The sequence below is a fragment of the Vibrio sp. RM-41-2B genome (genome assembly GCF_024744415.1).
GTDB lineage: Bacteria > Pseudomonadota > Gammaproteobacteria > Enterobacterales > Vibrionaceae > Vibrio > Vibrio diabolicus.
In genome coordinates, this window is the sequence record NZ_JAMQWD010000040.1 from 40,900 (window position 1) to 56,167 (window position 15,268).

The 15,268-nt window shown below is 44.3% G+C and carries 13 protein-coding genes; 7 read left to right on the forward strand and 6 right to left on the reverse strand.

Going from position 1 to position 15,268, the window contains the following annotated elements; genetic code table 11:
- Window positions 1-25 precede the first annotated feature (25 nt).
- Window positions 26-775, forward strand: a complete 750-nt coding sequence (pstB, locus tag NB463_RS17760; RefSeq protein ID WP_005397884.1) for a phosphate ABC transporter ATP-binding protein PstB — start codon at window positions 26-28, stop codon at window positions 773-775.
- 328 nt (window positions 776-1,103) lie between these two features.
- Complete coding sequence (locus tag NB463_RS17765) at window positions 1,104-3,227, forward strand: sensor domain-containing diguanylate cyclase (protein ID WP_258430695.1); 2,124 nt, start codon at window positions 1,104-1,106, stop codon at window positions 3,225-3,227.
- A 116-nt stretch (window positions 3,228-3,343) separates the two neighbouring features.
- Here the strand turns inward: NB463_RS17765 and NB463_RS17770 are convergent, their stop codons facing one another.
- Genes NB463_RS17770 through NB463_RS17795 form a run of 6 tightly spaced genes read right to left on the reverse strand, consistent with a single transcriptional unit; the run spans window position 3,344 to window position 10,130 of the window.
- On the reverse strand, window positions 3,344-4,990 hold the full coding sequence (locus NB463_RS17770; RefSeq protein ID WP_258430694.1) for a BatD family protein: 1,647 nt from the start codon (window positions 4,988-4,990) through the stop codon (window positions 3,344-3,346).
- A 4-nt stretch (window positions 4,991-4,994) separates the two neighbouring features.
- Entirely contained in the window at window positions 4,995-6,728 is a 1,734-nt protein-coding gene (locus NB463_RS17775; RefSeq protein ID WP_258516025.1) for a VWA domain-containing protein, read from the reverse strand.
- The gene (locus NB463_RS17780) at window positions 6,721-7,725 is read right to left on the reverse strand and encodes a vWA domain-containing protein (RefSeq protein ID WP_171058376.1); all 1,005 of its coding nucleotides are present in this window, start codon (window positions 7,723-7,725) and stop codon (window positions 6,721-6,723) included. Before NB463_RS17780 ends, NB463_RS17775 begins: the two co-directional genes overlap by 8 nt.
- The gene (locus NB463_RS17785; RefSeq protein ID WP_139059199.1) at window positions 7,718-8,194 is read right to left on the reverse strand and encodes a DUF4381 domain-containing protein; all 477 of its coding nucleotides are present in this window, start codon (window positions 8,192-8,194) and stop codon (window positions 7,718-7,720) included. The genes NB463_RS17780 and NB463_RS17785 overlap by 8 nt, the downstream gene beginning before the upstream one ends.
- Before the next feature lie 38 nt (window positions 8,195-8,232).
- On the reverse strand, window positions 8,233-9,159 hold the full coding sequence (locus NB463_RS17790; RefSeq protein WP_258431510.1) for a DUF58 domain-containing protein: 927 nt from the start codon (window positions 9,157-9,159) through the stop codon (window positions 8,233-8,235).
- A gap of 14 nt (window positions 9,160-9,173) precedes the next feature.
- Window positions 9,174-10,130, reverse strand: a complete 957-nt coding sequence (locus NB463_RS17795) for an AAA family ATPase (protein ID WP_005392397.1) — start codon at window positions 10,128-10,130, stop codon at window positions 9,174-9,176.
- A 310-nt stretch (window positions 10,131-10,440) separates the two neighbouring features.
- Here NB463_RS17795 and NB463_RS17800 point away from each other — a divergent pair, with 310 nt between their 5' ends.
- The 5 genes from NB463_RS17800 to NB463_RS17820 all read left to right on the forward strand — a co-directional run bounded on the left by NB463_RS17800 (window position 10,441) and on the right by NB463_RS17820 (window position 15,214).
- Window positions 10,441-12,357, forward strand: a complete 1,917-nt coding sequence (locus tag NB463_RS17800; protein WP_048625359.1) for a methyl-accepting chemotaxis protein — start codon at window positions 10,441-10,443, stop codon at window positions 12,355-12,357.
- Window positions 12,358-12,413: 56 nt separating this feature from the next.
- Complete coding sequence (locus tag NB463_RS17805; protein WP_005392406.1) at window positions 12,414-12,614, forward strand: restriction endonuclease subunit S; 201 nt, start codon at window positions 12,414-12,416, stop codon at window positions 12,612-12,614.
- Between the two features lie 248 nt (window positions 12,615-12,862).
- Complete coding sequence (locus tag NB463_RS17810) at window positions 12,863-13,531, forward strand: LuxR C-terminal-related transcriptional regulator (RefSeq protein WP_258431511.1); 669 nt, start codon at window positions 12,863-12,865, stop codon at window positions 13,529-13,531.
- 228 nt (window positions 13,532-13,759) lie between these two features.
- Window positions 13,760-14,416, forward strand: coding sequence for a LuxR C-terminal-related transcriptional regulator (locus NB463_RS17815; protein ID WP_080619247.1), 657 nt, complete (start codon window positions 13,760-13,762; stop codon window positions 14,414-14,416).
- Between the two features lie 207 nt (window positions 14,417-14,623).
- Complete coding sequence (locus NB463_RS17820; protein ID WP_005392412.1) at window positions 14,624-15,214, forward strand: calcium-binding protein; 591 nt, start codon at window positions 14,624-14,626, stop codon at window positions 15,212-15,214.
- The last annotated feature ends 54 nt before the right edge of the window (window positions 15,215-15,268 follow it).

Consider the following 15,268-nt stretch of genomic DNA (forward strand, 5'->3'; position numbering starts at 1 on the left):
ATTCAAGATTTAAGAGATTAAGAAAATGAACAAATTTGATATTGAAAACCTAGACTTATTCTACGGTGAAAACCAAGCACTGAAATCGATCAACCTACCAATTCCAGTTCGCCAAGTAACGGCACTTATCGGCCCGTCAGGTTGTGGTAAATCAACGCTTCTACGTTGTTTGAACCGCATGAACGACCTAATAGAAGGCGTGAAAATTACGGGTAAATTGGCGATGGACGGCGAAGACATTTACGGCAACATTGATGTCGCGGATCTTCGCATCAAGGTTGGCATGGTGTTCCAGAAGCCAAACCCATTCCCGATGAGCATCTACGAAAACGTGGCTTACGGCCTACGTGCTCAAGGTATCAAAGACAAGAAACACATTGACGAAGTGGTAGAGCGTTCACTACGCGGCGCAGCACTTTGGGACGAAGTGAAAGATCGTCTGAAGTCACACGCATTTGGTCTATCGGGTGGTCAGCAACAGCGTCTTTGTATCGCACGTACGATCGCGATGGAGCCGGACGTAATCCTGATGGATGAACCAACGTCGGCACTTGACCCAATTGCGACACATAAAATCGAAGAACTGATGGAAGAGCTAAAGAAGAACTACACCATCGTTATTGTGACCCACTCAATGCAACAGGCGCGTCGTATCTCTGACCGTACTGCATTCTTCCTAATGGGCGAACTGGTTGAACATAACGATACTCAAGTGATCTTCAGCAACCCTCAAGATGACCGTACTCAAGGCTACGTAAATGGTGATTTCGGTTAATTCGCCATATTTACAAGCATAACTAAATAACTATAAGCGATGGTAACTTTGCCCCTCTTTTTGAGGGGCCTTTTTCTTTTCAAGCTGCAGATTTATAACACCAACCTATACCAATAATTCTTGCAAGGAAGCACAAATATCCCCCCTTTTTATAGAACATGTAACTTATGTGAAATACGGTTATAAAAGTGCTGAAGAGCTCTCGAATGTGAAACTAAGTCTGATAATTTTGCGAATGACTTAACAGCTCAAATTTGATTGTATTGATTGCATATGATGGCCTAAGTAGTTTTTTATCGAGAATAAAAAAGTAGATTAGGTTGGTAGGGTGAGTTTAAGAAGTTTTACAAGAAAAGTGTCTTCAACGAGGGATCATCGCTTATTAGCGGAGGCGATATTTGATCATTTAGAGAGTTTGTTCTCCCCTCAAGCCTTAGCCATTTTTGAAGATCCTTCAATCAATCCCCGTTATTCTGTGAGTTTCTCTCGCGGGGAGCTTTACCCAATCCAAAGCTATCCTGACAGCTTCTGGGAGTGGGCAAGTCAGTTTGACACTTCTGAAAGCATCATTCCTCTGGCGATCAATACTTGTAACTGGAATCACACCCAAGATTTAGGTGGAGATAGTTACATAATGATGCTCGATAACACGCCTATCAAACGCACCTACCTACTGATTCAATCTGTTCATGCTCGCACGGCACACAATATCTATGAAGAAAGCTATGATGCAATGCAGCTTGCAGCGGCGCGTTGGCAGTGCATTCGCGCCGAGAAAAATGCTTCGCAAGAGATGAGACACAGAGATATTCGTGAAGCGCAATATGTCGATGAAATTAACCAACGCGAGCGCTTTATCGAGAACATGAAGTTAGTTCAGCAAGTTGCTCTCGAGATCTCCAACCCTGATTCCTTAAAAGATTTGTATTACAAAGCCGTCGAAGCGCTACGTCAACGGTTGGGGTTTGATCGCTCCACACTGATGCTTTTGGACATGAAAAAGCGTAGTTTCAGTGGAACGTACGGCACGGATGAATCAGGTATCACCATTGATGAGTTTCACACGCAATACGATTTACACCAACTGAGCGAAGAATACATCGCTGCGCTGTCATGCCTTGAGAGCAACCTAGTGATCGTGGAAGATGCGCCGATATACACAGCTGGTAAAGTGGTTGGGCAGGGGTGGAACGCGATGTTGATTCTACGTGATGGCAATGAGCCATTTGGTTGGTTCGCGCTTGATAACTTTATTCATCGCAAGCCGATAACAGCGTATCAAAAACAGATGTTGGACTCGTTTGGCTCCCTTTTCTCACAAATTTACATTCGAAAGCGCCAAGAGCAGAACGTGCGTATGTTGCATTCAAGCATGGTTGAGCTATCACGCTGTACAACCGTCAGTGATGTATGTAAATCGGCCGTCACTTTTGCCATCAAAAATCTTGGTATTGATCGGATGGCGGTGTTTTTGACCGATGAAAACTGCTCATACATGCAAGGTACTTGGGGGACTGACATTCAAGGCAATGTGGTGGATGAGTCTTATTTCTTTGGTGAGACACAAGACTTTTCGTTGATCAATTTAGCTCGCGCCGTACCTAGTGAAGTCGCATTTGAGGAATCCGTTCCTATTTATCATGACTGTAATATTGTCGGCTTTGGCTGGGCTGCGATGACGGTTTTGACTTCGAATAGCAGCGGGCCCATCGCTTTTATTGCCGTTGATAACTTATTGACGCGCGCGCCGCTGACTTCTCAGCTACGTGAAGTGATTCGTATGTTCGCTTCCAGTCTAGCGGAGGTTTTGCAGCGCACTCAAGCGCAAGAGGCGATTCGCGGATTAAACGAAAACCTGGAGTTAGAAGTACAGAACCGAACCAAAGAGTTGGAGGAAGCCAACCGACAGCTTGAGGTGCTTTCTAAACTTGACCCTCTGACACGTCTTGGCAATCGCCGTATGTTAGAACATGTGATGCAGAAATATTGCGCGCTAGAGTGTGAGGAAGCGATGTCCTTTGGTCTTATCCTGATTGATATTGATCACTTTGGATTGTTTAACAATCACTATGGTCATCTCGAAGGGGATATCGCACTAATGCGCGTGGGTCATATCTTGGATCATCATACCAAAGGTGAAGATGAGGTTTTCTGTCGCATTGGCGGAGAAGAGTTTGTGTTACTAATGATCGGCTCCGATCAAGAGGCGGTAAAGCAGAGAGCGGAACGTATTCGTCAATGCATTGAAGATGAAGGCATCAAACACCAACACAACCCAGAAGGGGAGTTGCTCACCGTGTCAATCGGTTATTCTTGCTACAAAACGAAAGGCAAAGACTTTAATTTCGACCATCTTTACCAGTTGTCGGATAAGGCACTCTACCAAGCGAAGAGTCATGGTCGAAATTGCGTAAGGCGATATGAGTACGAGCATCAAGCTTTTGTTGAATAAGTGATGCTCATAACATCAAAGTTACTGAGACAGTTTGGTTGATTTTTAGATAAAACTGCTAAAGTGAGTTTGGTCGCACAAGAAAAATGGCAGTTCTCTTGAGCTGCCATTTTGCTTTATAGTTTTTCTAGCTGGTGGTCGGTTTTTGTTACGTTTGCTTTGCCAAGGTTTTGAATTTTTGCCAGTAGCGAGTCTGGATGCCAAGGTTGTTGATTGGCACTAAAACGCGCTTGGTTCATGGCGTCAAGCTCTTGTTTTACTGCCTGCACATCACCAGGGCTTAACCTGTCTCGGTGAGTGTTTAGATACTCGTTTACTGAGCGTTCAATTTTAGCAGCGTCCCCTTCATTGATGACTTTTTTCAACGCATCAACGCAAAGAGGTTGCTCGGTATTCGAAACCGTTTTACTCGCCGTCATAGGACGCTTCTTCCATGCCCAAATCGCGATTCCTAACGTCGCCACCCAAAGCCCAGCGAAAATAAATGTCAGGGTTTGCCAGAGGCTGCTCACTCCACTGTTTGGTTCGGGACTGATGGCTGACTCAGGTGGTGTTGGCAGAGGCGATTCCGGCAACGTGATAAGCCCGGTGTCACTTTGCTCTATGTCTAATTGTAGCTCTGGTAACGTCGCTTTTTTCGCTTCATCATTTTGGCTGTCCCACCAGTTCAAATGGTATCCCGGCAAGGTATATGACCCAGCCTCAGTGGGGATAATGACTTGCTTCACGGTCATGATAACGGTGCCATCTCTCGCGCTGTCGAATTGAGGCTGTTCTGGGTAGACCCGTAGTGAACTTGGATAATCAATACTTACTCGTGGAAGGTATTCGGCTTGTGTTCCGCGAGCTTTAATTTGAATGGTTCGAGTGAGTGAAGAGCCCTGTTTGACAGTGTTGAGCGCATTAACCGACAGTGTATTACCTTGAGCGTCTTGCCAGCTCTGCGTCATTTCTAACGCTGAAGCTGGAAGCCATTCCCCTTCAAATTCACTTGGAATTGGTTTTACCTCGATAGGCATTTGCTCAGCTTTGGTGTTGATTGGCATGATCTTGGTAGAGCCCGTCAAGCTGTCGCCATAAATGTAAGAGCCTGTCAGTCTAGGACCTATCAAGGTGTAAGTACCCGGCTGATTCGCCGTTAAGCGAAACGACTGTTCAATGACCACTACTTCTAATCCATTTAAGATCTTTTGTCCCTGCTGTAAGCCACCAATCGCTTCAAGCTTCATGCCTTCAATCTGTGGAGGCACAATTTGTGGGTTATCAAGACGGCGGGTATCCGCTTTGATCAAAAGCTGCATACGTAATGTCGCAGATTGCTGAGGGTACAGCGTGCTGTTGTCGACACTGATATTAAAGCTAAATAGGTCATCGAGATTGGGTTCAGCTTGGCTTGCGGTGACACGAAGCTTTATTGGCTCCGTTCTCATACCACCTGCGGAAAAGCTCGGAATAGTCAGAACACCTTCTTTCATCGGCGCAATCGAGATACTCCACTCAGTACGTACAGATTTTCTTCCGTTAATGTTATTGCTGGAGCGCCCATAACGAGGTTGACCCAAGAAAAAGTCGTTCTCAAGTACATTAAAGTCAATTGCATCTGAGCTGAGCTCAGTATCTGCCATGATTCTGAGGTTGATCACTTCATTCTTAGCAACTTGTGTTTTATTGACGCTTGCTTGAAGCGTCTGTGCCATCACCGAGAAGCTGGATAATAGGCTGGCCACAAGAATAAAGATCAGTTGTACGCCTTTGTTCATCACGGGCTTACCACTCCTTTTGAGATTGTTGTGGAGGTTGTTTTTGTTGAGCTTGAAGCTGCATTTGTGCACGAATCAAAAAGCTTGGATCGCGAGCGCTTTCGACTGCTTCTAAACGACGGAATTCAGGATCATCCCGATGCGTGTTTTTTGGCTGCACTTGAGCCTGCATTGGTTCACCTTGTTCCTGAGCCTGCTTTTCACCTCGTTTCGGTCGATGTTGCTCTGTTTTTTGCTTTTCTGTTTTATTTTCAGGTTCTTGCTGATTTTGTGACTGTTGTCCTTGCTCTTCCCTTTCACCGTTTTGAGACTTTTGTTGCTGTTGCTGTTGCTGTTGCTGTTGCTGTTGCTGTTGCTGTTGCTGTTGCTGTTGCTGTTGCTGTTGCTGTTGCTGTTGCTGTTGCTGTTTCAGCTTCTGTTCCACAACCGACAAGTTTTTCTTTGCAGCTTCAAAGTTGGGCTTTTCTTCAAGCAGTTTTTTATAAAGCTCTGCTGCTTCTTCTAATTGACCATTTTGCGCCAGAGAGTTGGCAAGGTTATAGCGGCCGTTAGGAGAGGAGTCATGAGAAAATGCTTCGATAGCGGCTTCGTAGTCACCTTTTTGGTAACTGGCGGCTCCTTTCCAGCTTGGGTTTGTAAATAGGTTTTGCGCCTGTTCATACTCACCTTGCTTGTAGAGTTCCGCTCCTCGTTGGTCGGCATTTAAGAACGGATTTGCTTCGGCGTGTTGTGTCCAAGTCATCGGTATTATTGTTGCCACAAACATCCAAATCAGGCCGCGTCGGAACAGTAAAGCTGCAGGCAGAAGTAACAGCGGCAGCAACCAAAAGCCACCGTTTAAGCGAGAGTCAGTGCTCACTTCTTCACTCTGCTTGGCCGAAAGTTGACTGCCAACGTTGTTCGTAAAGGCTGAAATGTTCTCAACATCGCGATTGGTGTGCTGAATAGGAACAAAAATTCCACCTGTTTTCTTTGCTAGTATTTGTAAATTCTTCAGATTTGTTTTCGCTACGACTGTTGTGCCTTGTGCAGTTTTTAAAAGAGAACCATCGGGTAGGGCGATGGGAGCGCCATTAGCGGTTCCTACTGCGAGAACTGAGATGCGAATGTTTTTACCTTCGACCAAATTCAACGTCCGAGACAGTTCTGACTCATCAAGGTCATCAGCTAACACGATGATGTCGCCTTGTTGCACACCTGCTTGAGAGAACTGGTTGAGCGCTAATTCAATTGCGGAAGGCAGGTTTGCCCCTTGAAAAGGCATTAGCTCTGGTGACAAATTCTCGATAATGCCGGCAAGCGTACTGGAATCAGTCGTCAGTGGACTTAAGTTATAGGCATCGCCAGCGTAAGCAATAAGACCCGTAGCCCCTTCTTTCCATTTAGGAAGTAAGTCCAGCGCCTTATAACGTGTTTGCGCGAGTCGATTAGGCTTGATGTCCGTAGCGAACATCGAGCGAGACATATCAAGCACTAAAATGCGGTTTTGGTTTAACTCAAAGCTTGGGCGAGCGTTGGATTGCCAGCTTGGTCCCGCTAGCGCAATACAGGCAACCGCCCAAGCTACGCCCCAGAGAATAAAATAGTGTTTGGACTGCGTATTTTGTCCGAGCACTTTAGCTAGGTGAGGGGCAATCAGTGTCGATTTTTTTGCTCTAAATTTGTGATTGAGCAAGAGCGCAATAGGGATTGCGATGAGCCCCCAAAGCCAAGAAGGGTTAAGGAAAATAAACTCAGCCATGTTTTCTCCTCAGTAGGAATAACAATACCGACAGTACGAATGCAGCGCTTAATGGGTATGGGAACCATTCTGACTGCGGACGCCAAGTTTGCGTGTCGTTTGACACGGGCTCGAGCTGGTTGATCGTGTCGTAGATCTTTTCGAGCTGATCAGTATCTCGTGCTCGAAAATATTGTCCACCAGTCATCTCTGCCACTTTAGTTAGTGTTTGCTCATCCAAGTCGGCTGCGGTGTTAACCTTACGAGTCATGAAAAACTCTTTCACCATCATTTCACCAGCACCTACGCCTACGGTGTAAATGGTCGCTTTGTATTTTTTTGCGATTTCCGCTGCTTCGAGCGGTTCGAGCACACCGGCAGTGTTGCTGCCGTCACTAAGCAAAATCATGACTCGTTGCGGAGCATCACTGTCTACAAAGGTTTTCGTGCCTAGACCAATGCCATCACCAATGGCGGTTCGTTGACCAACCAGGCCGATGACGGTTTGATTAATCTGCTGCATGACGGTTTTACGGTCTGCAGTGAGTGGCGTTTGCAAATACGCGTGATCGCCAAACAAAACAACCCCGAGACGGTCGCCTTTTCGCTTTGCCACGAAATCAGACAGAACTTTTTTGACAGCGGTGAGTCGGTCGATGTATTCGCCGTTGAGCTCCATGTCTTCTTGCTGCATCGAGCCAGATAGGTCGACGACTAACATCAAGTCCCGATATTTGGGTTGGAACTCAACTGGATCGCCAAACCAAACTGGACGCGCACAAGCAATGATAAGAAGAACCCAGATCGCCATTGATAGTGATTTTTGCAGGGCTTGCCTAGGCTTGCTGCCATTCTCATTAGTTGGTAAGTACGCCAATTTGATCTCGGCTTGTTGAGATTCTTGTGGCAGGAGCTTGTATACCAGCCAGGGGACAGGCAGCAAAAATAGTGCCCACCACCAGACAAATTCAATGTTTAGCCATTGGGCAAGATCGGTTATGAGTGTTTGCTCAGTCACGGTTATTTGCCTTTTTCTTTGGTGGCAAAGCGTGAGTTATCCAAAAGACACAATCATCGACCAAGCTTTGATGATTTTCTTGAGAGGATTTCTGATACAGCGCTTCTTGCCACTGATGTTGTTTGTCTACGAATCGAGTTTCTTTTGTATGGCTATCGAGAAACTCATACCAAGCGATTCCAGTTAATGGCGCGATTTCTTCACGCGGAAAGTGACTCAATGCCGCCTGACGCAATATTTCCAGAGCAGAGGAGGGGGTATGAGGTGTGACAGATTGAGTTAAAAGTTTTAAGGCTGCCTTTTGCGCGCGTAGGCGTTTTTTACGCCATTTCGTATAAAGATAAATGCTGAAAACGAAAAGCACGGTGGCCGCAAGCACTGCCCACCATCCCCAAGCGAGCGGAAACCAATCCGGAGCGTTTGGTAAAATCAGAGGTTCAAGGTTTAGGCTTTGGTTGTTTGTTGTCATTATTATTACTGCTTAATAAATGCTGCTTGTACAGTTTGTTAGCTTAATTGTGAAATCAAGGGCCAACCACTTGATAGCGTGTTAAATGGAATCGCCATCGAATGGCATTGCTGTTTAATGGTTTCTTGGTGTTGAGTAAAGTGTGTTTCGAGTTCCTTTCTTTGGCCCTTGGAGCCAAAGTTGAACCATTGACTACGTTGTCCATCCGAGGCTTTTACTTGACCTCTAAAGTTTGTTTCACCTCTTTCTAAAGGGTCATAAAACTGAATAGCCCTCACACTGTTGTGCTGTTTTAGTCGACGTAACTGCGTCAACTCTGCCGTGCTTATGTGGGCAAAGTCGCTGAGCATAATCAGTTCGCTGCCCTTAGGTATCAGTGTATGAAGTGTTTCTATCACCTGAGTATACGGCAGTGTACGAGCCTCGTTGTTGGCAGTACGAGCCACCTGCGCGTTATGTGTATCGACGATAGCATTAAGAATCCGCAGCCCCTGTTTTTGTAGAGAGGAAGGGCGAAACTCAAAACATTGATGTCCATCGTCAATCACCGCACCGATGCGATCCTTTTTAGCCAAAGTGAGCCAAATCAACACGCTGGCAAAGTGAGCCAATTGAACCGACTTAAGCATATACTTAGACCCAAAATGCAGGCTAGAACTCAGGTCAAGGTAAAGAATCACAGCTTGCTCTTTGTCTTCTGCAAATAACTTTGTGTGCGCTTTCCCTGTACGAGCAGTTACCCGCCAATCAATACTGCGGATATCATCGCCAGGTTGGTATTGGCGTACTTCCATAAAATCCATGCCTCGCCCTTTTTGGCGGCTGGTATGGTTACCGCTCATTTGCGACCAGATACTTTGTGCTGGTGGCAACCAACGTACAGATTGAGTGCGGTATTGCAGCAGCTCTTCAAGGGTTAATGTCACCCCATTCGCATGAGGTGGCAATGGATGCGTTGTGGACATATCACTCCCTCGTCTTATGCACTGCCAACGAGGTTTAGCAGCTTATCAATGACTTGGTTTGCCGTAATGCCTTCCGCTTGAGCGTGGTAACTCAGTAATAAACGGTGGCGCAAAACCGGATAAGCCATGGTTTGAACATCTTCTGGGGACACAAAATCACGACCTGCAAGCCAAGCGTGCGCACGGGCACAACGATCCAGAGCGATGGTGGCACGTGGACTAACGCCCATTGACAACCACTTATCCAGCTCAGTGTCATATTCGCTGGCTCGACGTGTTGCCATAACTAAACGGACGATGTACTGCTCTATCGTTTCGGCCATATGAATATCCAACACTTCTTTACGCGCAGTGAATATATCTTGTTGGCTTAACATTGGGCGCTCGACGGTAGTTTCGCCTTTTGCTTCACCGCGGTTAATACGCAAGATAGATAGCTCATGCTCCGCATCTGGGTATTCCACTTCTAAATGTAATAAAAAGCGATCTAGCTGTGCTTCAGGTAGTGGATAAGTCCCTTCTTGTTCAATCGGGTTTTGAGTCGCCATGACCAAAAACAACTCTGGCAACGGGTAAGTATGGCGACCTGCTGTGACTTGTTTCTCTGCCATTGCTTCAAGCATCGCCGCTTGTACTTTGGCCGGTGCACGGTTTATCTCATCCGCAAGGATAAGAGAATTGAAGATAGGACCAGATTGGAAAGTGAACTCTCCGGTTTCGGGGCGGAAGATATCGGTGCCGGTTAAATCGGCTGGCAGCAAGTCAGGGGTAAACTGAATTCGGTGGAAGTCGCCTTCAACACAATCTGAGAGTGATTTTACTGCACGGGTTTTTGCCAGCCCAGGAGGGCCCTCAACCAAAATATGTCCATCTGCCAAAAGGGCAACAAGCAGTTGTTTGACTAGATCTTGCTGACCAATGATCTGCGACTCTAGGTATTGCTGAAGAGTTTCGAAGTTAGATTTATGCATGCTTTGGACTCTCGATATCCATTTGATTTTTGTGTTGAGTATTGGTCATTTTCCAGATGGAAAAAGTTCCAATGCGCTTTCGCAATTTATCTTTTCAATATTGGGACGCTGCAGAGAATTGCAAGTACTTGCTATCACTGAAAGTTCTTATCTGACAGAGCGTTACATTTATTTTTCATAATATAGTGAGAAATGCCTCTAGTTTTGTATATGTGAGCCGATAAAGTTTCTGTGATGTGCGTGTCATGAGATATGCACCAGATTCCCCTTATGGGGCCAATAACAAGTGATTCTTTTAAAAGGTCCGAATATGTTGAAACTTCATTCCTTGAGCATCAAACAGAAGGTTGTACTTGGTATTACGTTTGCTGTTTTAGCATCAACAATAATCGTTGGTGTTATGGCTCAGCGTCATGCAAGAGATGTGTTGAGCCACCGTCTTATTGATATCGAACTACCTGCGATGCTGCAGCAAATCAATACAGAAATTGACCGCGAAGTTGTAGAGATGCAACAAGCCGCAAAACAGCTCGCAACAAACGAGTTTATTGTCGAAGCACTATCTAATACAGACCGCGACCCGTCGGTAGAAGTTCAGTTAGTTCAGCAGCTCAATAACGTTAAATCCCAGTACGGACTTAATGATGCGTCGGTAGCCAATCGTCAAACGGCATATTACTGGAATCAAAACGGGTTCTTGCGTCAGCTTAATCGAACTCAAGATGCTTGGTTCTTTGGCTTTACGTCTTCTGGTCAAGAAACGTCAGTGAGCGTTTTCCAAGAGGCAAACGGCGAAGTAAAAATGTTTGCCAACTACCAAGACTTAAATGGCACATCAATGTCAGGTCTTTCAAAGTCGATGGACGACATGGTTGCGCTGCTCAATGGGTTTAAAATTGAAGATACGGGTTATGTGTTCCTCACTAACGAACAGGGTGAGATTCAAATACATCGTCAACAAGGTAAAAACCAAACTTCTATCACCAAGCTATTTGGTAGTAATGCGAGTGCACTGCTGAATAAAAACAGCTTCAATTTGATTAATGTGGACTTTGAAGGGCAGGACACGTTTGTTTCCAGTTTGTATGTTCCTTCAATGAATTGGTTTGTCATTGGTGTAGTTCCTGTCGATGAAGTCTTCGCGGACCTAAATGCTACTGCGCAAAAAATGCTGTTTACGACCATCATTGTCGCCGTTGTATTCATTCTGATGGGCGTATGGTTGGCAAATAGTATTACTAAACCAATTCGACTGATTGCCGATCGTTTTACCGACCTTGGGCAAGGTGAAGGCGACTTGGCGCAGCGCATTGAAATTCAGGGTAATGATGAAATTGCTCAGCTTTCAAAAGGCTTCAACGGATTTATTGAGAAGATCCACGCCACAATGAAAGAAGTTGCTTTGACCAGTGGCTCATTAAGTCAAGCGGCAGAAAGTGTTTCGACGAAAGCAACATCCACACATGACAACAGCCAAGAGCAACGTGATCAAACCATTCAAGTTGTTGCGGCGATTAACCAGATGGGTGCGACCATCAGCGAAATTGCATCGAACGCGGCTACTGCTGCCGATACGGCAAATCAGGCTTCTGATAATACTCAAACGGGTCGTGAAGTGGTTATGAAAGCCAAAGAGGTGATTAGCCGCCTAGCTGATGACGTAGAAACGACCAATATTGTCGTCACGCAGCTGGCATCGACAACTAAAGATATTGGCTCGATTCTGGGCGTAATTCGTGACATATCAGAACAAACCAACTTGCTTGCGTTGAACGCCGCGATTGAGGCTGCACGTGCTGGAGAGCAAGGTCGTGGTTTTGCGGTGGTTGCTGACGAGGTAAGAAACCTAGCGTCACGCACGGCTGATTCAACAGAAGAGATCCAACGGATGATCAACCAACTTCAAAGTGACGCACAAGATGCGGTAAGTGCTATGGAAGCGGGTAAAGCGGTCACTATTGAAGGGGTCGCTTCAACCGATGAAGCAGTGGAAGTGTTAGTCAATATTTCTGAGCGAATTACAGACATCTCTGATCGTAATACGCAAGTTGCGACGGCGACGGAAGAGCAATCCACTGTGGTGCATACCATTAACCAAAACATTGAAGAAATCAACGCGATCAATGAAATGACAACGGCAACGGCAGAAGAGCTGGCGGATGCAAGTCGTGATCTTCAAGCGCTCTCTTCACGTCTGGACAAGATGGTTGGTAGCTTCAAGCTATAGAGTTGGATAGAATAGCCGAAGTTTAAAAGTTCACTAACTAAATTTAGGTAAGTACTATGAATGACTTCGAAAAAGAACTAGAGCAGATTTCTCAGGAAGCCGCTCAGGAGCCAGAAGTAAAACTGCCGTCGCTAGAAGAGCAAAAAGCGATCGTCGCTGAGCTAAAAAAGCTGGAAGCAGAAGGTAAGTTGACGCCAGAAGTGTTAGAGCAACACTTTGGTAAATTTAACCAAAAAAACTCTGTTCCAGTTCACTAAGCTAGGGTGAGGTTTCGGCTCTAACGGGCGCGACAAAATCACCAACTCAAATACAAAAAAGGGAGTGTATGCTCCCTTTTTTAATGCCTGAAAAATGCTAATACCTCTTACAGACTTGCCACTTAAAAATTATTGACACTTCAATGAGTTATTAATTAGTACTAGTTATTTTCATACTTGACAATACTACTGCTCTATCTAAATCTATTGCGTATTTCAATAAAAGCGACCAAGGGAATGCGATCAGGATGGAGCAACAAAAAACAAGAAATGTCATTTTAATCACGGAGGGCAGTCTGCAGTCATCTCTGCTGAAAGATGTATTGGAGACCAAACTCGGTATTAGTGTTGCTCTAATCACACCAGATTCTCTTATTCAAGGAGCGTTAGATTCGCCTTTAGCGTCAGCCATTATTGTTGATTGCAGCGTGATCACTGATGAAATCTTTCGGCGTTATTCGGAATTTAAAGAGTCGCAACAGAAAGATACGCTCGAAATCTTAATTAATTGTGATCAATCCATTTCGACTGAAGATCTTTTTGCTTGGCGTACTCTAGCAGGTATTTTCTATACCTTTGATGATATAAAAACGCTGCAAGTTGGGATTGGTAAGGTGCTTCAGGGGGATATGTGGTTCAGCCGTAAGTTTTCTCAGCAATACATTACTCACCTTCGTCGCCACTGCAAACCGATAAATAAGAATGTTCCCGCTATTTTGACCAAACGAGAGCAACAAATAATTACCTTTCTCTCTATGGGGGCTTCCAATCAACAAATTGCTGAACAACTATTTGTGAGCGAGAATACGGTAAAGACTCATTTACACAATATTTTCAAGAAGATTGAAGTAAAAAATAGAGTCCAAGCACTTATTTGGGCGAAAGAAAATATTTCGGATAACTCGTTAACAGTGTAATGTCCTTGAAATATTGCGTTATTTAATTTAGTGAATTCTTAATCATTACTGTGACCTAAATGTGTTAAAAGTGTTTCTTTTATGAGAAACACTTTTTTTGATTCTCTTTTTAATAACTTTGGAATTTAAAAAAGTAGCAAATAACTTTACTCTGTGGACTAGCACTTACATATCACACTAAGTGCGGACGATTAACGACTAATTTAAGAATGTTAAGTCACTGAAAGTATGAGAAACATTATGGAACAGTATATGGAAAAGCCTGAAGTCCTAATGCTCACTCAACAAAGTTTACAGAGTGAAAACTTTAAGGAAATGCTTTCTAAAAATATAGAAACTAAAATAACGATCATAGATACTAAAAACCCTAGTTATCACGAACTCATTCCGGAACGCTACTTTTTGCTTGTTGATTTTTCAGTTGAGATTCCATCCGAAACTTTAGTTTATTTAAAAGATAGTAATAAAGTACTAGGAACCATAATGCTTAATTTAGGTTATGACTTAGACACAGAAGAACTCGCTTCATGGCCGCATGTAAAGGGTATATTCGGTCCGGGAGACTCCATGGACAAGGTGTGTCAGGGGTTAAAAGCAATAATAAAAGGAGATAATTGGCTGTCTCGAAGATTACTGGATCAGCTGGTTAATTATTATCGAGGAAAAGAAGCGAATAGCATTATCGAGCCTGCTATCGAGGTAGAGCTTACTCGGCGTGAAATTCAAGTTTTAAAAATGTTGAAAGAAGGAGGCTCAAATATGGAAATTGCTGATTCTTTATTTATCAGTGAGCATACTATTAAATCACATCTATACAATATTTTTAGAAAGTTAGAAGTAAAGAACCGTACGCAAGCAACAAGTTGGGCTAGGCGAAATCTGTAGTACTAGTATTAACTTACTGTAATAAAAAGAAAATATTCTATAAAGTACTAAGTTTTATATTTATTATTAAAATGTCAGTCTGAAATATCATCCCATATTCAAACTTATTCCTATTCGGTTGACTATTAGACTTCTCATGTCTGTTACAAATCTACTCAGACATAGAATAAAAGGTCTATTCAATTATTAAGACAAGAGGGAATAAAAATGAGCACAAGTGACAATGACACGTATCTAGGCGATGCAGGTGTAAATAACCAATTTGCTGATTTCGATGGCGGCGATGACTTGTTTATTGGTTTTGGTGGTAATGATTCGTTTGTTGGCGGTGGCGGTAACGATTATGTGATCGGCGGCGACGGTGATGATCGCCTAACTGGTGGTGCTGGTGATGACATCCTAAGGGCTGGTACAGGAAACGATTACCTCGGCGGTGGTACAGGTAATGATTTGCTTTTGGGTTTGTTGGGTGACAACAAACTAAATGGCGGCGTCGGTGAAGATATTCTTGTAGCTGGTTCTGGTGATAATGTTCTAGTTGGCGGCAGCAATGGCGATAAGTTTGTGTTCACGGATAAGTTTGGTGGCCATGGCGAAGCAAAAGTTGTGGATTTCACCATTGGTGAAGATTCTTTGCACATTATTAGCGACTCGGTCACAGACTTCGGTGATTTAAGCTTTAGCTATGATGCTGTAGGTAATGCCGTGTTTACCGATGGTGCTGATCTAACCGTGAAACTCATTGGCGTTACCGAAACTGATATCAATACTTACGGTGCGGATTTATTTGCAATCTAAATGACTTAAATCACTCAGAATGGGATTAGTTTGTGTGGCTCTGTCACGCTGAGG

Coding starts and splice junctions, on each gene's coding strand:
- pstB (WP_005397884.1), top strand. CDS start 26: ATGAACAAATTTGATATTGAAAACCTAGACTTATTCTACGGTGAAAAC.
- NB463_RS17775 (WP_258516025.1), bottom strand. CDS start 6,728: ATGGCTGAGTTTATTTTCCTTAACCCTTCTTGGCTTTGGGGGCTCATC.
- NB463_RS17785 (WP_139059199.1), bottom strand. CDS start 8,194: ATGACAACAAACAACCAAAGCCTAAACCTTGAACCTCTGATTTTACCA.
- NB463_RS17790 (WP_258431510.1), bottom strand. CDS start 9,159: ATGTCCACAACGCATCCATTGCCACCTCATGCGAATGGGGTGACATTA.
- NB463_RS17795 (WP_005392397.1), bottom strand. CDS start 10,130: ATGCATAAATCTAACTTCGAAACTCTTCAGCAATACCTAGAGTCGCAG.
- NB463_RS17800 (WP_048625359.1), top strand. CDS start 10,441: ATGTTGAAACTTCATTCCTTGAGCATCAAACAGAAGGTTGTACTTGGT.
- NB463_RS17805 (WP_005392406.1), top strand. CDS start 12,414: ATGAATGACTTCGAAAAAGAACTAGAGCAGATTTCTCAGGAAGCCGCT.
- NB463_RS17810 (WP_258431511.1), top strand. CDS start 12,863: ATGGAGCAACAAAAAACAAGAAATGTCATTTTAATCACGGAGGGCAGT.
- NB463_RS17815 (WP_080619247.1), top strand. CDS start 13,760: ATGAGAAACATTATGGAACAGTATATGGAAAAGCCTGAAGTCCTAATG.
- NB463_RS17820 (WP_005392412.1), top strand. CDS start 14,624: ATGAGCACAAGTGACAATGACACGTATCTAGGCGATGCAGGTGTAAAT.